At 62.9% G+C, this 18,684-nt stretch carries 12 protein-coding genes; 10 read left to right on the top strand and 2 right to left on the bottom strand.

Annotated features, from left to right (window positions below):
- Nucleotides 1-12 precede the first annotated feature (12 nt).
- The gene (locus tag OJ996_RS14820) at nt 13-3,033 is read right to left on the bottom strand and encodes a DUF7133 domain-containing protein (protein ID WP_264514395.1); all 3,021 of its coding nucleotides are present in this window, start codon (nt 3,031-3,033) and stop codon (nt 13-15) included.
- A gap of 213 nt (nt 3,034-3,246) precedes the next feature.
- Here OJ996_RS14820 and OJ996_RS14815 point away from each other — a divergent pair, with 213 nt between their 5' ends.
- From OJ996_RS14815 to argB, 7 genes are all read left to right on the top strand, one after another.
- Nucleotides 3,247-4,155, top strand: a complete 909-nt coding sequence (locus OJ996_RS14815) for a nucleotidyltransferase family protein (RefSeq protein WP_264514394.1) — start codon at nt 3,247-3,249, stop codon at nt 4,153-4,155.
- Between the two features lie 864 nt (nt 4,156-5,019).
- Complete coding sequence (locus OJ996_RS14810; protein ID WP_264514393.1) at nt 5,020-9,471, top strand: DUF1800 family protein; 4,452 nt, start codon at nt 5,020-5,022, stop codon at nt 9,469-9,471.
- Nucleotides 9,472-9,491: 20 nt separating this feature from the next.
- The gene (locus OJ996_RS14805) at nt 9,492-11,006 is read left to right on the top strand and encodes a DUF1501 domain-containing protein (protein WP_264514392.1); all 1,515 of its coding nucleotides are present in this window, start codon (nt 9,492-9,494) and stop codon (nt 11,004-11,006) included.
- 2 nt (nt 11,007-11,008) lie between these two features.
- On the top strand, nt 11,009-11,506 hold the full coding sequence (locus tag OJ996_RS14800) for a hypothetical protein (protein WP_264514391.1): 498 nt from the start codon (nt 11,009-11,011) through the stop codon (nt 11,504-11,506).
- Between the two features lie 102 nt (nt 11,507-11,608).
- Nucleotides 11,609-12,571: a phosphotransferase gene (locus OJ996_RS14795; protein WP_264514390.1), complete on the top strand. Its 963-nt coding sequence runs from the start codon at nt 11,609-11,611 to the stop codon at nt 12,569-12,571.
- Nucleotides 12,568-14,376 carry a hypothetical protein gene (locus OJ996_RS14790; protein WP_264514389.1) on the top strand — a complete coding sequence of 603 codons (1,809 nt, stop codon included), beginning with the start codon at nt 12,568-12,570 and terminating at the stop codon, nt 14,374-14,376. Before OJ996_RS14795 ends, OJ996_RS14790 begins: the two co-directional genes overlap by 4 nt.
- Before the next feature lie 42 nt (nt 14,377-14,418).
- Nucleotides 14,419-15,297 (top strand): acetylglutamate kinase, encoded by an 879-nt coding sequence (argB, locus tag OJ996_RS14785; protein ID WP_264514388.1) that lies wholly within the window; start codon nt 14,419-14,421, stop codon nt 15,295-15,297.
- Nucleotides 15,298-15,369: 72 nt separating this feature from the next.
- Here argB and OJ996_RS14780 read toward each other — a convergent pair whose 3' ends face one another.
- The gene (locus OJ996_RS14780; RefSeq protein ID WP_264514386.1) at nt 15,370-16,302 is read right to left on the bottom strand and encodes a hypothetical protein; all 933 of its coding nucleotides are present in this window, start codon (nt 16,300-16,302) and stop codon (nt 15,370-15,372) included.
- Nucleotides 16,303-16,540: 238 nt separating this feature from the next.
- Between OJ996_RS14780 and OJ996_RS14775 the strand changes: the two genes are divergently transcribed.
- The 3 genes from OJ996_RS14775 to OJ996_RS14765 are packed head-to-tail and all read left to right on the top strand — an operon-like array spanning nt 16,541 to nt 18,582.
- Nucleotides 16,541-17,431, top strand: coding sequence for an NAD(P)-dependent oxidoreductase (locus tag OJ996_RS14775; RefSeq protein WP_264514385.1), 891 nt, complete (start codon nt 16,541-16,543; stop codon nt 17,429-17,431).
- Nucleotides 17,432-17,448: 17 nt separating this feature from the next.
- A complete protein-coding gene (locus tag OJ996_RS14770; protein WP_264514384.1) occupies nt 17,449-18,177 on the top strand; it encodes an alpha/beta hydrolase in 729 nt (242 codons plus the stop codon).
- Nucleotides 18,178-18,183: 6 nt separating this feature from the next.
- Nucleotides 18,184-18,582 carry a hypothetical protein gene (locus OJ996_RS14765; protein WP_264514383.1) on the top strand — a complete coding sequence of 133 codons (399 nt, stop codon included), beginning with the start codon at nt 18,184-18,186 and terminating at the stop codon, nt 18,580-18,582.
- Nucleotides 18,583-18,684: the final 102 nt, after the last annotated feature.

Raw genomic sequence — 18,684 nt, 5'->3', positions numbered from 1 at the left:
AGGCAGTTCGCTTCAGCCCCCGGTCGCCCGCAGCGAGACCAAGTATTCGATCAGCGAGGTGAATTCCTCCACCGTCAATGTCCCGGCCAGACCCGGCGGCATCATCGACTGCGGCATGTGGACTTCTTCCTTCACGTCCTCGCGCTTCACCTTGCTCACCTGCCCGGCGATGTCCCGGATCTCCACGATCCCATCCGCCTCGCCCGTCACGAATCCCATCTTCGCCGTCCCGTCCTTCAGGTTGAACATGGCCGTCTGGAATCCTTGGGCCACCACCTTGTTCGGCTCCAGGATCGAATCGACCAGATAGTCGCGCGTGAACTTCGCTCCCGCAGCGCCCAGATACGGGCCCTTCTGCTCCGCCTTCGGATCGATCGAGTGACACGCGATACAACCTTGCGAGGTGAACAAACGCTGGCCCGTCGCGACATCACCCTTCTGGTCCATGGCCGTCTTTGCCACATCCGCCACCGCCAGCTCGGCCACCTTCTTGCCCCCGGCTCCTCCCGCGGCCACCGCGGTCTTGGCGGCTTTGGCGGCGTCGATGATCTTGCTGCTATCCCAGTTGATCCCGGCTTCGATCTGCTTGTCGAAGCCGGTCAGCTTCAGATCCGCGATCGCTTGGAAGAAGCCCACCTCCTTCGGGTTCTTGTCCACCTCCTGTTGCACCCGCTTCTTCGCCTCGTCCTTTGCCAGCGGGCTGTTCAGCACGGTCAGCAGCGCCTTCCACGCGATCCGGCTTGCGGAGTCTCCTTGCTTCGCAGCGATCTCGCGCAGCGCACGGACCTGTTCACCCCGCACCGAGGCGTTCACGAAGTCGGCCACATAGGGACCGGAGGTTTCAGTGGATTCCTTCTCCTGCGACCATACCGCCAGCACGGCGAGACGATAGGGCATCGAGAGATCCTCGCCGCCTTTGCTCAGTGCCTTGTAGGCATCGGCGCGTTGCGCGAACGGGCGCTTCCCGTCTTTGGCCGCATCTACCAGTAGCATCAGCTGCGTGTTGTTCAGCTCCTTGGATTCCAGCGCCACCAGCAGCGGATCCGCGCCAGAGAGTTTCATCTGCGCCACCGGCAGACGGTTCTTGCCGAGCAGGTCCAGCAGGTCGTTCTGGCGTGCTTGCGGCACCGAGCCGAAGCCCTTTTCGATCGCTGCGCGGATCTTGCCGGAGCCATCCCATTCCACCGGGTCGTAGTAGGGTCCGCGGTCGTCCGGTTGGGTGCTCCACCAGTCTTTGAAGTTCCACTTCTTCTCCGTGTAGTTCAGCCGCGCCAGCGCCGCCAGCGCTTCGAACTTCAGTTCGTAGTCGTTGCTCTTCGCCACCAGCGTGATCAGGCCGTCCACCACTTCCATCTTGTGGATCCGCGAGAGAGCCCGCATCGCGAGCTTCCGGGTCGCCGTATCGTTGGTGGCCTTCAGGCAGGCAGGAATGTTCTCCAGCGAGGCCAGCACCTGCATCGCCGTATGCTCCAGCCGCGGCGAGACGAAGCCTTCCTCGCGCCATCCGGAAGAGGCGGAGAAGATCGCGGGCGCGGCGTCCTTGGCCTTCAGGCGTTCAAGTCCCACCAGTGCTTGCAGCACCACGCGGGGGTTCTTGTCCTGTAGCGCCGTTACGTAGGTTTTCGCATCCACGCCTTCCAGCTCGGACTTGCGATCGGTCATCGCCCGCAGCGCGAATTCGCGCACCGTCTCATCCGCTACCAGTTCGGACAGATACTTGGTACTACCTTTCCCGTAGAGCTGCTTGAAGGTGAAGATCGCCGCCGCTCGCACGGCCGCGGTCTGCTTGCTGTCCTTCGCGATCGCGAAGATCCCTTCGGCGAAGGGCGGCTTCTTCCCGCGCTTCACGATCTCGCGTTGCGTTTCCAGCCGCTGCACCGCGCTCGCGGAGGCGAGCAGCTTCACCAGCTCGTCATCCTTCGCCTTGGTCACATCGGTGTACTTCGCGGGCGTGGCACCCGGATAGGTCACCATGAAAATCTTACCCACCTTCTTGTCCGGCGTGTAGTCGAAGCCACCGTCGCGCCAGTCCGCCAGATACAGCTTCGAGTTCCCGTCCACATCGATGTCCGTGGCCCGCGGCAGTTTCTCGAAATCCTTCTGCTCCACCTTGAAGCTCGCCCCTTCCTTCTTCCACGGGTGATAGTGCACCGTGCCCGTGGTCCAGTCGGTCGAGAAAAGCGCGTCCGTGAATTCCGGCGGGAAGCCCGGCTCGCTCAGCCACAGCGCGCCCGTGCCGGAGCCGCCACCGTAGTCGGCCAGCGGCTTGATCGCCTCGTCGGCGAAGTTCTTGTAGAGCCGCGGGTAGCCGTGGTCGCCCAGCGCCGTGTAGTGGTGGAAGCGCGTGTTCCAGCCCTTGCCGTCGTTCGTGTTGTCCCGGCTGAACATGTCCAGCTCGGGAGAGATCGCCGTGTCGCAGATGTTGCGCAGCATCACCGCATAGGGCTCCACCTGCGATCCATCGGGCCGCACCCGGATCACCCCGCCGCCGTGCAAGGTATACTCGGAGCCGTCGGTCCCCTTGGCTGGCGTCGTGCCGAAGTCGCCCACCGAGATGTAGAGCCAGCCGTCGATTCCCATGCGCACCCCGTTCGTCGTGTGGTCGGCACCGCGCGGGTGCTCGATGCCTCCACCCAGACCGGTCACCAGCACCTTCTTCTCGTCCGCTTCGCCGTCACCGTCCGTGTCTCGGAAGCTGCTCAGGAAGGGCGGGTGGATCAGGTACAGCGTATCGCCCACCAGATGGCCGCCGCGCGGGCTATCCACATCCTTCACGAAGTGCACGAAGTTGTCCGCCTTGCCGTCGCCGTCCGTGTCGCGGCAGCGGATAATCCGCCCCATCTTCGGCTTGTGGCCCAGCGAGCCGTTCTGGTCGGAGGACACGTACACGTCGCCGTTCGCCGCCGCCGTGATCGCCGCCGGATAGTCCGCATTCGGCGGGCCGGCGAATTCCTTCATTTCGAAGCCTTGCGGCAGGGCCATTGCGCTGCCGGCGGCAGCCAATGGAAGCAGATAGATGCTGGGTCGATGCATGGGCGGAGCGAGGATACGGAAGAGCATGGGGGTTTTCTCAATCCCCCGTGTGTGCTACCCGAAAGGGCAGCACCGGAAAATGCCGATCTTGATAAGAGGTGCAGAGATCAAAATAGCCCCCTTTTCGGGTAGGCTGCGGACATCTTCCCGCCTTTCCGCACCTCCCCGGCGAAATCCCTTGCCCCCCGCTTTCCCTCTGCTGAAACCCGACGCGTGATCCGCAAGGCCTTCCTTCCCGGCGCCGGTCTCGGCACGCGGCTCCGGCCGCTCACCGACCTCCTGCCGAAGCCCCTCGTGCCCCTCTTCCATCGCCCCCTCATCGAGTGGGCCATGGACTCCTGCATCGCGGCCGGCATCACCGACTTCGCCATCAATACCCACCACCTCCCGGAGAAGTGGACTTACGCGGAAAGTGAGGATCTCAGCCTCATCGCCGGGAATGGCCTCGCACCGCGCAGGGGTTCCTTCCGGGACCATCCTCTCCACCTCTTCCACGAGCCTGTGCTGCTGGAGACCGGCGGCGGCGTGAAGAATGTCGCCTCATGGATCGGCAGCGATAGCGTCCTCGTACACAATGGTGACATCTACTCCTCCATTCCGCTGGACCGCCTGATCGCCGCGCACGAGGCCTCGGACTGCCCCGTCACCCTCGCCTTGCGGACCGAGGGCACGGCCACCCACATCGCCCTGAATGGGGCAGGGGACCGCGTCACCGATATCCGCTCCAAGCTCGGCATCTCGGATGGCACCCACGTCTTCACCGGCATCTATTGCTTCGATCCCGAGCTCCTCGATCTCATCCCCCCCGGCGAGAAGATCGCCGTCATCCCCGCCTTCCTTGAGCTCGCCCGTCAGGGACGACTCGGCGCCATCATTCTCGATGAAGGCGAATGGCGCGACCTCGGCGATCACGAGAGCTACCTCGCCGCCCATCGCGAGATGGCTCTCGCTCCCGCAATCCATCCGCAAGCGATCATCGACCCCGCCGCCACCGTGTGGGAAAGCGTCGTCGGCCCGGCATCGGAGATCGGTGCCGGAGCCACCGTGACCGGCTCAGTCATCTGGCCCGGAGCAAGCGTTCCCGCGGGGGAAACCGTCGAGAACCGCATCGTCCACGGTTAAAGTGGATTGCCCTACTCGATCACCACACTCCGGCCGCCCCGGAATCCTGCTTGCAGGAGTACTGCCTTTTTCGTCCCGAAGCGGACGATTCATAAAAGCCCCGGACAAAGTCCGGGGTGAAAGCGTCACAGGGATCGCGACCTGAAGGGACGCCTCATGCGGGGCACGTCCGGTGATCTGCGGATCGGCAACGACTCTCCGTAATGGGGAGCTTGGGCAATCAGAGCGATCCCCGCGCCTTGAGCCGCAGGCTCTCTGAAGTGCGGTGAGCATCGCCGCTTTCGAGCGAGTTCCCGCCTTGAATCCAAGGCCGTTGAGAACTGGGGAATCCCACCTTCCACGGATTATATGGATTCCCAGGATTGGACTGATTCAAAGACCGGATCTGGGAGATCTCGATGGAAGTCCCGAGGCATCTTCCTGTGAAGCCTACACGGCCTCATCCGTGCAATCCGTATAATCCGTGGTCAATCTGCCCGAGGCCCCATGGGGATTGCCTCTCAAGAACGAATCCTTAGCGGCATTGAACCCCGGAATCGCTCCGAAAACCGACCGTCCCACGCCCGGTGAAGCCCCTCATCATCGGTCTATTCAATTGACGATTCGCCACTTACGAGCATTCATCAATATTTAGTTGCCTAAAGTACTCAACTTAGTATGGATTACCCCGGTTCGGCGAGCTAGCCCTGCTAGCGACCCGGACCCCTGACCGAGACCTCCGAAGAGGATCGTCGATTTCGCCCACCGTGTTTTCCCACGGCGGCGGTTCCCGCCTGCGCATCCCGCAGGCCGCAGCAGTAACCGAGAAATCCATCCTCGCCCCAAGCCACGTGGCTCTGGCGTTGGAACCCTTTTGTTCTAACCATGAATCCCATTCTATCCAGGCGGCGTCGTGCCGTCCTCCTCGCGTCCCTTCTGTCCGCCGGCTTCTCAGCCAGTGTGCTCGCCGCCCCCAAATATGAATCCGGGTCCCTGACCCTATCCCAGCCGAATGCCGGGACATGGAAGGCGGTGACCTTCACCACTGCCTTCTCCTCGGTCCCGGTCGTGGTCCTCGGCACGCCCACCCATGCGGATGCGGCAGGCTTTGCCGCCCGCGTCCGGAATGTCACCGCCACCGGCTTCGAGTACCAGATCGATGAGTGGGACTACCTCGATGGCGTCCATGCTCAGGAGACCCTGAACTATCTGGCGATTGAGGCGGGCAGCCACACCATCGATGGCAAGGTCTGGCAAGCCGGCCGCACCACCGGGGTCACCCGCACCTTGCAGACCGTTGCGCTCGGCAGCGGCTTCAGCGCGGCACCCGTGGTGCTCGCCCAGGTGGAGTCCACCGCGAATGCGAAGGCGGTGACCAGCCGCGTGCAGGCCGTCACCACCTCCAGCTTCCAGGTGAAGGCCATCACTCAGGAAGCGGACACCGCCGCCCTCTCCAGCGAGTCCGTCGCCTGGATTGCCATCGCACCTTCCACCGGCACGCTCGATGGCGCGGGCTTCCAGGCGGCCAAGACCGGTGCGAATGTGACCGATGCTTGGAAGACCATCACCTTCGGCACCACGCTCAAGCAGCCTCTGATCTTCGCGCAGTCGCAGACCAACAACGGCGCCGATCCTTTCGTGATCCGCCGCCGCAATCTCAGCGCCACCGGCGTGGAGATCTTCCTTCAGGAGGAACAATCGGCCGGCACCGAGACCGCTCACGCCAGTGGTGAGGACGTCGGCTTCCTTGCCATCGGGGAGACCCAGGGCGAGCTGCGCTCGAAGCTCCAGTTCGGCGAGCTGATCCAGGAGCAGGCCACGGCCGGGACATGGCACACGGTGACCTTCCCCCTCAGCTACACGAATCCCGTCGTCGTCTTCGGCCCCACCACGCAGAACGATAGCGAGCCCGTCGGCATCCGCGTCCGGAATGTCACCGCCACCGGCTTCGAATGGCAGCTTGATGAATGGGACTACCAGGATGGCGCGCACGCCCAGGAGAAGGTCCACTACATCGTCGCGGAGGAGGGGCGCTACATCGTCGGCGGCCTGCTTTGGCAGTTCGGGCGCGCTTCCGCGGTGAATCAGGCCGCTTCGGCACTCACCTTTGCGGAGGCTTTCGCGGCGGCTCCCGTGTTACTCACGCAGACCGCTTCGCGGAATGGTGCCAGCGCGGTGAAGTCCCGCGTCAGTGGCGTCACCGCCACCGGCTTTTCCGTGCGCTTGGAAGAGGAAGAGGGCCAGGATCAGACCCACGTCAATGAGACCGTCCATTACCTCGCGGTACAGCAGGGGAATGGCCGCTTGGTCACACCGCCGTATCTCTCGCTGAACTCGGTCCTCACCGCGGCGGATGTCACCGACTTCTTCAAGTCGCAGTCCTTCCCCCGCAAGGTGGCGGACCCTCTGCTCTTCGCGGATGCCCAGACCCGCAACGATACGGATCCGGTCACGCTCCGTTTCCGGAACCTCGGCGCGAGTGGCTCGGACCTTCGCTTGCAGGAGGAGAGCTCGCTCAGTGTGAATCTCGCCCACACCGCGGAAAGGATCGGCTATCTCTCGGTCGCCGGTTCCTTGGATACCGATGAGGACGGCCTGCCCGACGATTGGGAAATCGCCAATGGCCTCGACCCGAACAACCCGGCGGATGCCTTGCTCGATCCGGATGGCGATGGCCTCAATCACCTCGCCGAGCAGACCCATGGCACCAATCCGAATGTCGCGAATGGGGCCGGTACCATCACCGTCACGACCTTGGCCGCGGATGCCTTCGAGAAGGAAGGCGGGACCGCCTCCTTCCTCGTCACCCGCAGCGGGGGCGTAGCCCCGGCCACGGTGGCCTTCACCCTGAGCGGCACGGCCGGCTCCGGTGACTATGCCGTGAAGGACGACCGCGGCGCGACGCTTGCAGGCACGCTGTCTTTCGCCGTGGGCGAGACCTCCCGCACCGTCTTCATCGTTCCCGTCCTCGATGCCTTGGAGGAGTATCCGGAGAGCCTGACGCTCACGATCTCGAATGGCTCCGGCTATTCCGTCGGCACGCCCAAGGTGGCCACGGTGAAGATCAAGGACGCCACCGACGTCGCGGCGAATGAGCAGCTCTTCGTGGCTTACCTCACCCGCCAGGGTACGGCTCAGTCCTATGGCTCCGGCGTCGCGACCCTGTTCCTGAATGGCTCGAAGACCGCGGCCCGCGTGAACCTCAGCTTCAGCGGCCTCACTTCGAATCAGGTGAATGCCTACCTCCGCTACGGCGTTACCTCGGGCGTCGGACCGGAACTCCGGCCCACCCTGCCGATCGGCCAAGTCACGAATGAAACCTGGAGCATCAGTCCCGTCGGCGCGCTCGCCGGGCAGGATCTCATCGACGGTCTCTTCCAGACCGCCGGCAAGTGGGTCTACCTGAACATCGGCACCGGCACCTATCCCGCCGGTGAGATCGCGGGCACCTTCTCGCGTCAGACCGGCTCCGGCACCTTCACGCCTCCACCCGCTCCGCCCACCCCGGCGACGCTCACGGGCGATGCCCTGACGCGCGATGTCTCGCGCTTCCTGACGCAGGCGACCTTCGGCCCGACCAAGGCGGAGATCGACGCGCTGGTGAACTCGATCCAGACCACCTACGCGGGGGATCGTCTCGCTGCCTACTCGGCTTGGATCGATACCCAGTTCGGCTACGATCAGACTAGGTTGCTGGACTACACCGAAGCAGCGGATGCCCATGAGTGGAACCTGCGTGGTGCCTCGCCCTCGAACTTCACGAACAACGACGAGCCGAACTACCATAACCGTCGTAGAGGCTGGTGGCTCATCTCGACCAAGGCCCGTGACCAGCTCCGCCAGCGTGCGGCCTTTGCCTTGAGCGAGATCTTCGTCGTCTCGGAGGAACTCGCCCTGTTGCGGAACAAGCACTACGGCCTGGCGAACTACTACGACCAGCTTGCCACCCGCACGGATGGTAACTTCCGCACCCTGCTCGGGGATGTGAGCAAGAGCCCGGTCCTCGGCAAGTACCTCAGCCACCTGCAAAATCAGAAGAAGGTCACTGATGGCAGCGGCAACGTCCTGATCAGCCCGGATGAGAACTACGCCCGCGAGATCCTCCAGCTCTTCTCGATCGGCTTGGTCGAGCTCCATCCCGATGGCTCCTTGAAGCTGGGCAGCGACGGCTTGCCGATCGCGACCTACGACAACGACGACATCACCAACCTCGCCCGTGTCTTCACCGGCTGGAGCTTCAGCAAGAAGAACGGCGGTTCGGGCTCCGGTTACGCCGTGCAGGACAATACGAGCTTCTTCCAAGGGAATGGCCCGGCTTACTTCCAAGCCTCCTGGACCAATCCGCTGAAGAACTTCGCGGCTTATCACGACACCGGCGCGAAGACCGTGCTCGGCAGCAACATCGCTGCCGGTCTCGGCGGTCAGGCGGACCTTGATGCGGCCTTGGACATTATCTTCGCCCATCCGAATGTCGCGCCCTTCATCAGCCGGCTTCTGATCCAGCGCTTGGTGACGTCGAACCCGAGCCGCGGTTACGTCTATCGCGTCGCGCAGAAGTTCGGGAACAACGGCTCCGGCACCCGCGGTGCACTGAAAGCGGTGTTCCGTGCGATCCTGCTCGATCCCGAGGCCCGCGATCTCTCGCTCGCGCAGCAGGTCGGCTTCGGCAAGCAGAAGGAACCGGTCATCCGCTACATCCAGTTGCTGCGCGCCTTCGATGGCAAGTCGTCGCTGCCGCTCTCGGCCTTGAGCTCCTTCGGCTATCCGGCCGGCCAGCTCGATAACTTCCCCGCGGGCACCACGCTCTATCGCTATCCGAACACCGACAACGCGCTCGGCCAGACCCCGCAGAACGCGCCCTCGGTCTTCAACTGGTTCCTGCCCGGATTCAATCCCGGCGGGGCCCTTGCCGAGGCCGGGTTGGTTGCTCCCGAGCTCCAGCTCAGCACGGAGACGGCGGTCATCCGCACCACCAACTACGCGAACACCATCATCCAGAACAATGCCGGTCAGAACGTGAACCGCTTGGTCGGCTCGACCGATGAACTGGAGGAAAACGTGAAGCTCGATCGCACGGTTTACGAGCAGCTCTACGACGCGCGCATCACCGCGGGCGATAGCGTGGCGCAGGCCTCCACCGTGGTGCTCGACCAGCTCGACCTCCTGCTCACCGCCGGAAACTTCAAGGCGGCTTACGCCAGCGCCGCCACGCCGAATCCACGCAGCATCGTGATCGATACGATCGCTTCGCTCGATCCCGCCACCACCACCGCCGCCCGCGTGAAAGAGCTGCTCTACCTGCTCGCCACCTCCCCGGAATACGTCAACCAGAAGTAAATCCCGACTCTTCCCTTACTATGAAATCTCAGGACAAAGATTCGCTGCAGAACCGCCGCTCTTTCCTCCGCCAGTCCGCGTGCGCTTCGCTCGGGTTGACGGGAGTGATCAACACCTTGGCCCATCTCCGCCTGGTCAACTCCGCCCTCGCGCAGGGCATTCCCGGCGGCGACTACAAGGCCTTGGTCGTGCTCTTCCTCTTCGGCGGAAACGACTCGAACAACCTGCTCATTCCGCGCAAGAACCACGCTTCCTACGCGCAGTACAAGTCCGCTCGCGGCGTGCTGAAGATCCTCGATGAAACCGACTCCGCCTACGTGGCCGGACAGCCTGCATCGATTCCTCTAACAGGAGGTGGCGCCACCTACGGGGTTCACCCGGCGGCAGGCGGCATCGCCGATCTCTTCAATGGCGGGGACCTTGCCTTCGTGGCGAATGTGGGGACCTTGGTTTATCCCACCACGCGGGCGGAGTACAATGCGGGCTCGGTACCCCTGCCTCCGCAGCTCTTCTCCCACTCCGACCAGCAGGTTCAGTGGCAGAGCTCGGTGCCGGACCAGCCCTTCAGCCGCGGCTGGGGCGGTCGCATCGCCGACCTCCTCGCCTCGCAAGGCTATGCTCAGGGGCAGGTCTCGCTTTCGGTCAGCCTCTCCGGGATCAATAGCCTCCAGGTGGCGGATCAGGAGGTGCAGTACGCGGTGACTCCGGAAGGGGCCATCCCCTTGGCCGGTTACGCCGCCTCGGGTAGTCCCTACGGCAATGCGCTCAACAGCGATGGCACCTACAAGACGACCACCGCGGGCAAGCGCCTGAAGGCCTTCGACGACATCACCAACCACACCTACCAGCACCTGCTCGATGACGATCATGCGAAGGTGGTGAAACGCGCCCGGGCGAACGAAGGACTCGTCGGAGCCGCCCTGACCGCTGCGGCGGCCACCGGGGTGGATTTCGACAATCTCTTCCTCAACGCGCAGTCGAACCTCGGGGACCAGTTGAAATCGATCGCCAAGTTGATCGCGGGCCGCACCGCCCTCGGCAACAGCCGCCAGATCTTTTTCGCCAGCATCGGCGGCTTCGATACCCACCAGGATCAGCTCGACGCCCAGACCAATCTGCTCGGCGAGCTCGGCTCCTCCCTGAAAGCCTTCAGCGACACGCTCAAGGCCCTCGGGGTTAACGATAACGTGGTCACCATCACCCACTCGGACTTCACCCGCACCCTGACCCCGAACGGCCAGGACGCCGCCACCGCCGGCTCCGATCACGGCTGGGGCGGTCACCAGATCGTCCTCGGCGGCCCCGTTCACGGCAACCAGATCTACGGTTCCTTCCCCTCCCTCGCCCTCGGCGCCGGCCTCGATGCCGGATCGAGTAACAGAGGTCGTTGGATACCAACAACATCTGTAGATCAGTACGCCGCCGTCTCCGCCAACTGGTTGGGAGTTTCCCCCACCTACCTCGCCGACATCTTCCCGAACCTCTCCCGTTTCGAGGATCCCTTCGGCAGCAGCGCCAACCTCGGCTTCCTCTGACCGTGCGATCCCGGACTCTCATTCTCTCCAGCCTGCTCCTCGCCGCGCTCCTCGCCTCCATCCCGTGGGATGACGGCGAGGCTCCCGCCGAGCGAGCGATCGTCCCCAAGCCCCTCCGGAAGCAGAAGCCAGCCACGGAAATCCAGATCCTCCCCGAAGCCGCCGAGATCGCGGCCCGGCTCCACACCCCGGAATGCACCCCGGCGGAGGACTTGGAGACCCTTGGCCTGCTGGTTTCCATCTTCCGCAGGTCGAATGGCGGCGGGAATCCCGCAGGCGGGGAGAATGACGAGATCGTCGGCCAACTGGCCGGGAAAAACGACAAGAGCTTCGCCGTCCTCCCGCCGAAGCATCCGGCAATCTCCGGCGGCCGCCTCCTCGACCGCTGGGGCACGCCCTACCATTTCCATCCGGTCGGGCGGGACGTCCTCGACCTCCGATCCGCCGGGCCGGATGGAAAGCTCTGGACCCCGGATGACGTGTTTTTGGAGTCTCATTAAGGAATTTGCGGCCCTCGGACTTTGAAATTGAACCGGGAGCGGGCAGGGATCGGTGAATTTCCCCCTTGTCGCGCCCCGGCTCATTTCAAAAATCCCGGCGCGATGCCGACTGACGCGATCCTTCACGCCACCCGACAGTTTCTCGGGATCGATCCCACCGTGACCGTCTCCATGACGCCCATCAAGAAGGGCGCCTCGGGCCGGACCATCGTGCGAGTGAAGACCCCCGGCCGGGATCCCTTCATCGGCATCCATTGGACCGACGAGCGTCCGGATAGCGACAATTTCCTGCCCGTCGCCAAGTTCCTGAAGGCAACCAAGCTGAATGTGCCGGAGATCTTCTATGAGATCCCGCACCGCCGCGTCGCGCTGGTCGAGGATCTCGGGGATACCGATCTCTATTCGCTGAAAGGCACCCCCTTTGAAGAGCGCGAGCCCTACTACCGCTCCGCACTCACGCAGATCGACAAGCTCTTCTACTCGAAAGGGCCGAAGGACTTCGAGCTCATGCCGCCCTTCGATGAATCGCTCTACCGTTGGGAGCAGGAGTATTTCTTCGACCATCTCGTGGAAGGGCTTCTCGGCATGGATGCCAGCGAACTACGGCAGGCGCCGGAGTTCACGGATCTCGCCCGCCGTCTCGGTAGCGGGGCGAAGCATCTCGTCCACCGCGATTTCCAGTCGCAGAATCTCCTCCTCAAGGATGGCAAGTCCTGGTGGATCGATTTCCAAGGCATGCGCCGCGGTCGTCAGGAATACGACATCGCTTCGTTGGTCTATGATCCCTACATGGATCACAGCGAGGAGGATCGGGAGAAGATCCTGGATATCTGGGAAGACATCGCGGAGGACCGGCCGGAGGCCACCATCTTCCGGGAGTGCGCCGCCCAGCGCCTGATGCAGGCCCTGGGGGCCTTCGGAAACATCATCCGCAATCGCGGCGACGAGTGGTATATGCCCCATGTTCCCGTGGCGGCTAGCGCGCTCGCCGGAATCGTAGCGGGTTCCTCGCTTGAAAAACCCCTCGCTCCCGTGCTCGCCAAGGCGCGAGAGTATACTCCGTGAGCGCTCCGTCCCGCCGGACTTTCGTGAATGCCGCCGTCATCCTCGGCGTCGGCCTGTTCGCGCTCGGTGGGGTGTCGGTGGTCCCGCCGCTGCGCGATCTGGAGCGGCGGATGGTGCAGGAGATCTCACTTCGCCTTGATCCCGTGGAGTCCGCCTTCAGCGGGAACGGGAGCCAGGACCGGCCTTGGCAGCGCTGGAAAACCAAGCCAGCTCTCGCGTCGGAACCAGTCCGTATGCTCTCGGTCGATGACGACCCCGATGCTTGGTACTCCTCTTCTCCGCCCTCCCCCGTGGATTGCGCCCTCATGTTCTCGCGCCTGCGAGAGGCAGGCCACAGCACGGTTGGCTGCGGCTATCTGATGGCATGGGACGATCCAGAAGCCTTGGCTCTGCTCGCCTTGCGCAAACAACTCGACGAGCTCGATAGCGCGGTGCTCGGCCTGCCCTTGGCCCGCGGCGCGGTGGCGGAGCCCCTCCCAGCTTCCTTCCTGCGGCTTTCGGTCGATGCCAAGCAGATCGACGGGGATGTCAGTTCGCTCCCGCAGATGAACCGCGTGGCCGTTCCCAATGCCGAACTCGGGGGCGAACGGACGCTCGCAGGCTTCACGATTCTGGAGAACGAAAAGAATGCGAGCGACACTCACCCGCACGTCATCGCCCGTTGGGGAGAGCGAATCATCTTCTCTCTCCCGCTCGCGACCGAGATTGCCGCGCTTAAGATCGATCCGGAGGAAATCCGCATTCTTTCAGGAAGCGAGATCCGCCTCGGCATCGGCGGTCCGGTTATTCCCGTGGATGAGTTCGGGCGGACCCCGATTGCGCCGGATGCTTCAATCGTCGATATTCCGGCATGGAAGATCGTTGCTGAAGACAATCCCGTCCCGCCGGCCCGCGATCCTCTTCTGATTCGAGATCACCGCGACGAGATGCCAGAGGCAGACCGCGCTTGGTCGGATGATCTCCCGCGCGCGGCCCACACTCTCCGCATCGCGCCCCGCTATCAGAAGCCGGTGATCCTGTCGCGTTTGGAGGCCTTGGCAGAAATGGCGCTCTTCGGCCTGATAGTGCTCTTTGCCGCGTGGGCCGCCTCTTTGGAGCGCTTTGGCTGGCGTCTTCTGACAGTCCTGATGGCAGCCGCACTCAGTGCCGAACTCGTTTACCTCTTTGCAGCCCGTCAGAATCTCTGGCTTCCACCTCTGGCGCTCACCATGGTGGGAGTGACTTCGTTTCTTCTCGCGTTCATTCCCGGTCCGGAAAGCGCGACCAAGGTGAAGAAGCATCACGCTCCTTGGGAGATCCGGCCTGATCCGATGCCCGCACCTGAGCCGGCCGTAACGTCGGTCGTTATGCCAGCTCCTCTGGTCGAAGCTCCTTCACCGCTTATCGTTTCCGCTCCCGCACCGCTTCCTCCGCTGAAGCTTCCCTTGGCACCGGTTGAGCCGGAGCCGGTGCCTGTAGCTCCGCCGGAGATTGTCCCCGAACCCGCTCCGGCCTCGCTCGAGCCTGAATTGCCCGCCGTTCGAGTGGAGATCCCAGAGCCTGCTTTCATCGCTGCTTGGATCGTGGAACTGCCGGAGGGTTTCACCCGGATAAAAGTCTCCGCGCTGCCCTCCGAGCCGGGGCCGGAACCAGTGATCGAATCGACTCAGGATTCCGAGGTCACGATCCCGCTTCCCGATGCTCCCGCCGACGTAGAAGAAGTTGCCGTCGAACTCCCACAGCCGCAAACTCCCGCCTCTGCGTCATCCTCTTCTGCCAAGAAGGCTAAGACCTCGAAGAAATCTCGCCGTAAGGGCGGGCGCTAGCATCATCTGCCTTATTCCTTTCTACTTGGAACTTCCCGTCACATGGACCTCCAGCACCCCATCGAAAAAGCCGAAGCCCTAATCGAGGCGCTGCCCTATCTTCAGGCCTTCCGGGGCAAGACCTTCCTCATCAAGATGGGTGGCTCCGCCATGGAGGATCCCGATCTGGTGGCGAAGGTCATGCGCGACATCGTTTTCCTCGAGGTCGCCGGCATCAATCCCATCGTCGTTCACGGCGGTGGCAAGGCGATCTCCGCCGCAATGAAAGAAGCAGGACTGGACGCCCAGTTCATCGGCGGCTTCCGCGTTACCTCGGATGAGGCGATCGATATCGTGGAGAAGGTCCTTTCCAGCGAGATCAATCCCGGCCTCGTCCGCATGATCCGGGAATTTGGCGGCAAGGCGGTAGGCATTGCCGGCACGGATGTTTTCCTCGGCGAGAAAATGTTCGCCAGCGATGCGCAAGGTCAGCGCGTCGATCTCGGCAGAGTGGGGGAGGTTGTCGGCTGCCAGCTCGGCCAGATGGACGCCGCGCATCGCGCCGGTATCGTCCCCGTGATCTCGCCGCTTGCGGCGGAGCTAGCCACCGGTCGTCCGCTCAATATCAATGCCGACCTCGCCGCTGCAGCTCTCGCAAAGGAGCTGCGCGTCGCCAAGCTCGTCTACCTCTCGGATGTTCCGGGGCTCATGATGGATCCCTCCAAGCCGGAGACCTTGATCAAATCCGTCAGCCGCGCCCAAGCCGATGAACTCATGTCGGACGGAACTATTTCCGGTGGCATGATCCCGAAAATCAAGAGCGCCATCGATGCCCTCAATGCCGGTGTCCGCAAGGTTCACTTCATCGATGGCCGCCTGCCGCATGCGCTGCTACTGGAGATTTTCACTCATGGCGGCATCGGCACCGAGGTTACCCGCTGAAGCAGGGCACAAGAAAGACGCTTTCAAAAGAAAGCGCCTTTGCCTGTAAGCAGAATTTCTCAGAAGCGCGCCTTACTGACCTTTCGCCGTTTCTGTGGTGCTCTTGCCAGGCTCGATCAGGGTGCGGAACTGGGTTCCCCAGTCGCGGGCCTTTGGATGGGTCACATTGGTTTCGAGATGCTCCAGCATCCGCACGGCGGCCTTCTTCTGGTCCCCGGCCTTGTAGAGATCCAATTCCATCTGCCACACCATGTCCGGCTGGCCTTCGGAGATCCACTTGTCGTACTCCGGGCTCGACTCCTCCTTCTTCCCCTTCTCGCGGCGGCCGGTGAAGCTCTGACGGACGATGCCTTCGTAGCGGATGCGGCGCTGCCATTGCTCGCGCATGCCTTCGTAGCTGCCCTTTCCGCGGAGTGGCGGGAGCATGATCTGGTCGAAGACTTGGGGCAGATCGAGCGGAGACAGCGGCCACCTCTCCGCCTTCAAGTTGCCCAGTCCGTAGGCGCGGGCGAACATCGATTCGGTGACCGGCTGGCGCAGGGCTTCCACATTGCCTTCAAATTGGTCGGGGTTGCTGAAAATCGAATCCAGCGCCTCCGATGCGCGGGGGGCCAAGCCTGAAACTTCGTCCGGCTTCTCCGCCGCCTCCATCGTCAGCATCAGCCAGCGCAGCTGGTGGCGCAGGCAGCGTTTCAGACCCTCTTGATCGAGCCGCTCGCTTTCGCGGCGCTTCCATTCGCGGAAATCTTGGGCGCTGCGCTTCTGGTCCTTGAACTGTACCTTCTCCACGCACTCCATGTAGAGATTCACGGCGGCCTCATCGCTCGCCATTCCTGCCCGGAAGTCGCCGATCGCGGTGCCCATCCGGGACATCGCCTTCTCTTTTGCCGTATCGCTCAGGGCATCGAGCTTTTCCATCAGGGCTTCCTTGTCCGCCTGCGTCAGCGATTCGGCATTGAGGACGGGGGTGGCAAGCAGCAAGGCGAGGAGCGAGGAACGGAGCATGGGTTTGCAGGGTTGGTCTGGTGAAACGCCGGACGAGCACCGATGTTTTGCATCCTTTTCCGAATTTACAGCTATTTCGGCGTCGCCGCCGCCATCGTCCATGGATCTTGGGTCTCTGAAATCATCCGGTGGATGCAAAGTAGTTACCGGAAAGTTGAATGATACCCTCATGGGTCTTGGCGCCATAAGGACTTCCCTAGGGTAGACAGCCACGGGCTCGTGCTTCAAGCTTCCGGCCATGTCGAAAGCACGCATCGGATTCGTCGGCACCGGCCGCATGGGAGCAAACATGGCCCGCCGGCTGAAGGACCAAGGGTACCCGGTCACCGTCGTCTACGATGCTTTCCCGCAGATCGCCACCGATCTGGCCGCTGAAATTGGCGCCGCTGCAGCCGGGAGCCTCGCGGAAGTCACCGCCGGTGCGGACGTGATCATCACTGTGGTCACCGACGATGCCGCGATGCGCGGGATCTTCGCGGCAGAGGGGGATTCCCTGCTCACCGGAGCCTCCGGCAAGACCTTCATCAACTGCGCCACGGTAAGCCCGGAGGTTCACGTGGAAGTGGATGCAGCCGCTTCGGCCGCCGGGGCCAGCGCGCTTGAGGCTTGCATGGCATCTAGCATTACCCAAGCCCGGCAAGGCACGCTTTACCTGATGGTCGGCGGCACGGCGGATGCTTTTGCCAAGGTGGAACCGATCCTCAAGGATCTGTCCTCATCGCTCCGCCACGTGGGCGGCACCGGCCAAGCGGCGAAAGTGAAGGCACTCGTGAACATGGTGATGAACATCAACACGGCGGGTCTGGCCGAGGGCCTCGGTCTGGGCTCCGCGCTCGGGCTGGACCTCCAGATGCTCAAGGAAGTTTTCTCCCAGACCGGGGCGAATTCCCGCGTGCTGGAAACGGATGGCGACGACATGATTGCCCGCGAGCACGATTGCTATTTCTCCGCTGCGCACGCCGCGAAGGACAGCGGCATCGCCAACCAGCTTGCCGCCGACACCGGCGTGAATGTCCCGCTCTCCCTCGCCACGGAGGCTCAATATCACCGGATGGTGGAACTGGAGCTGGGCGAACTCGACAAATCCGGCATCGCTGAATTGACCTTCCCCGGCCGTACGGTCCACTGATTCCCGCACCCTTACAGATGGATCTTCCCGAATTCCGCAACCGCCAGGGCGAAAAGCTCGATACCGCTTTCCACGAAGGCAGCCGCGAGGGCGTGCTGGTCATCCTCGCCCACGGCGTCACCGGGAACAAGGATCGCCCGCTCCTTGTCAATCTTGCCGAAGGTCTCGCCGCCCGCGGGTGGTCCTGCCTGCGTCTTTCGTGGACGGGTAACGGGGCCTCGGAAGGTGACTTCCGTGATGCCACCATTAGCAAGGAGAGCGGTGATCTCCGCGACGTGCTTGATGCCCTTCCGCCGCGCCTGAAGATCGCTTACGTGGGCCATAGCATGGGCGGCGCAGTGGGCGTGATGACGGCGGCCAGCGAGGAGCGCATCCGCGTGCTGGTCTCCTTGGCCGGAATGGTCCGCACCGAGGAATTCTGTGAGCGCGAGTTCGGCTCCGTGATTCCGGACAAAGGCTTCATGTGGGATAATCCGGACTGCCCGCTTTCCCGGAAGTACGTGGATGATATGGAGTCCATCGGCGATCTCTTCGACGAAGTCGGCCAGATCAACGTGCCTTGGCTTCTGATTCACGGGACCGCGGACGACGTGGTGCTCATCCAGGACAGCCAGGATGCCTACGACACTGCGGAGGAGCCGAAGCGCCTTGTGGAAATCGCAGGGGCTGAACATTCCTTCGACGAGAAGAGCTACCCGCAGGTCATCACCGAAGTCGCGGACTGGCTCGACGAGCACCTTTCCTAGCGCCGAATGCCCGTCCGCGAACATCGGGTTGCTCCGGAAACGAAATGTGATTGCTGTGGAGAGTTCACTCGCAAATGCACGGGAGTTGCTGACACTGCGGTGGAGCAAGGTATTCCCTATTTGGCCCGATGGAATCCGAACTCCTTGGAGGGCGGAATTGCTTTCCTCGTCGCGTTGGGCGAAGGCCTTGGCTTCACCAGCGTGCTCTATCGTTTCGAGTCCAACAGCTTCATGATCTGCGATCCAGAGGACTATGATTGGCACAACCCCACGCTACCCATTGCGTCTCGTGGGCAGGTGATCGGTACTCCCTTGGCTGCCCGGACGTTCCGTGTCTTGGATGAAATATGGCAGCATGATCCTGTCCTGAAATCTTGGGTGACGGGTCTCGCCAAGGATCATTGACTTGTTTCCCTCGTCACTTCCCGCATTCGGCGGGCCAGCTTCCCATTTGGAATTCGAAATTTCTCCCCCGCTCCCCCCTGCGGTTTATTTGATTCGGCAGCC

It is taken from the genome of Luteolibacter rhizosphaerae (assembly GCF_025950095.1).
In the GTDB taxonomy this organism is placed as follows: domain Bacteria; phylum Verrucomicrobiota; class Verrucomicrobiia; order Verrucomicrobiales; family Akkermansiaceae; genus Haloferula; species Haloferula rhizosphaerae.
The sequence above is the reverse complement of the archived record's forward strand: the minus strand, read 5'-3'. Positions and strand labels throughout refer to the sequence as shown.

What these genes read in the sequence shown, in the direction of transcription:
- OJ996_RS14820 (WP_264514395.1), bottom strand. Translation starts at nt 3,033, where the DNA reads ATGCATCGACCCAGCATCTATCTGCTTCCATTGGCTGCCGCCGGCAGC.
- OJ996_RS14810 (WP_264514393.1), top strand. Translation starts at nt 5,020, where the DNA reads ATGAATCCCATTCTATCCAGGCGGCGTCGTGCCGTCCTCCTCGCGTCC.
- OJ996_RS14805 (WP_264514392.1), top strand. Translation starts at nt 9,492, where the DNA reads ATGAAATCTCAGGACAAAGATTCGCTGCAGAACCGCCGCTCTTTCCTC.
- OJ996_RS14795 (WP_264514390.1), top strand. Translation starts at nt 11,609, where the DNA reads ATGCCGACTGACGCGATCCTTCACGCCACCCGACAGTTTCTCGGGATC.
- argB (WP_264514388.1), top strand. Translation starts at nt 14,419, where the DNA reads ATGGACCTCCAGCACCCCATCGAAAAAGCCGAAGCCCTAATCGAGGCG.
- OJ996_RS14780 (WP_264514386.1), bottom strand. Translation starts at nt 16,302, where the DNA reads ATGCTCCGTTCCTCGCTCCTCGCCTTGCTGCTTGCCACCCCCGTCCTC.
- OJ996_RS14775 (WP_264514385.1), top strand. Translation starts at nt 16,541, where the DNA reads ATGTCGAAAGCACGCATCGGATTCGTCGGCACCGGCCGCATGGGAGCA.
- OJ996_RS14770 (WP_264514384.1), top strand. Translation starts at nt 17,449, where the DNA reads ATGGATCTTCCCGAATTCCGCAACCGCCAGGGCGAAAAGCTCGATACC.
- OJ996_RS14765 (WP_264514383.1), top strand. Translation starts at nt 18,184, where the DNA reads ATGCCCGTCCGCGAACATCGGGTTGCTCCGGAAACGAAATGTGATTGC.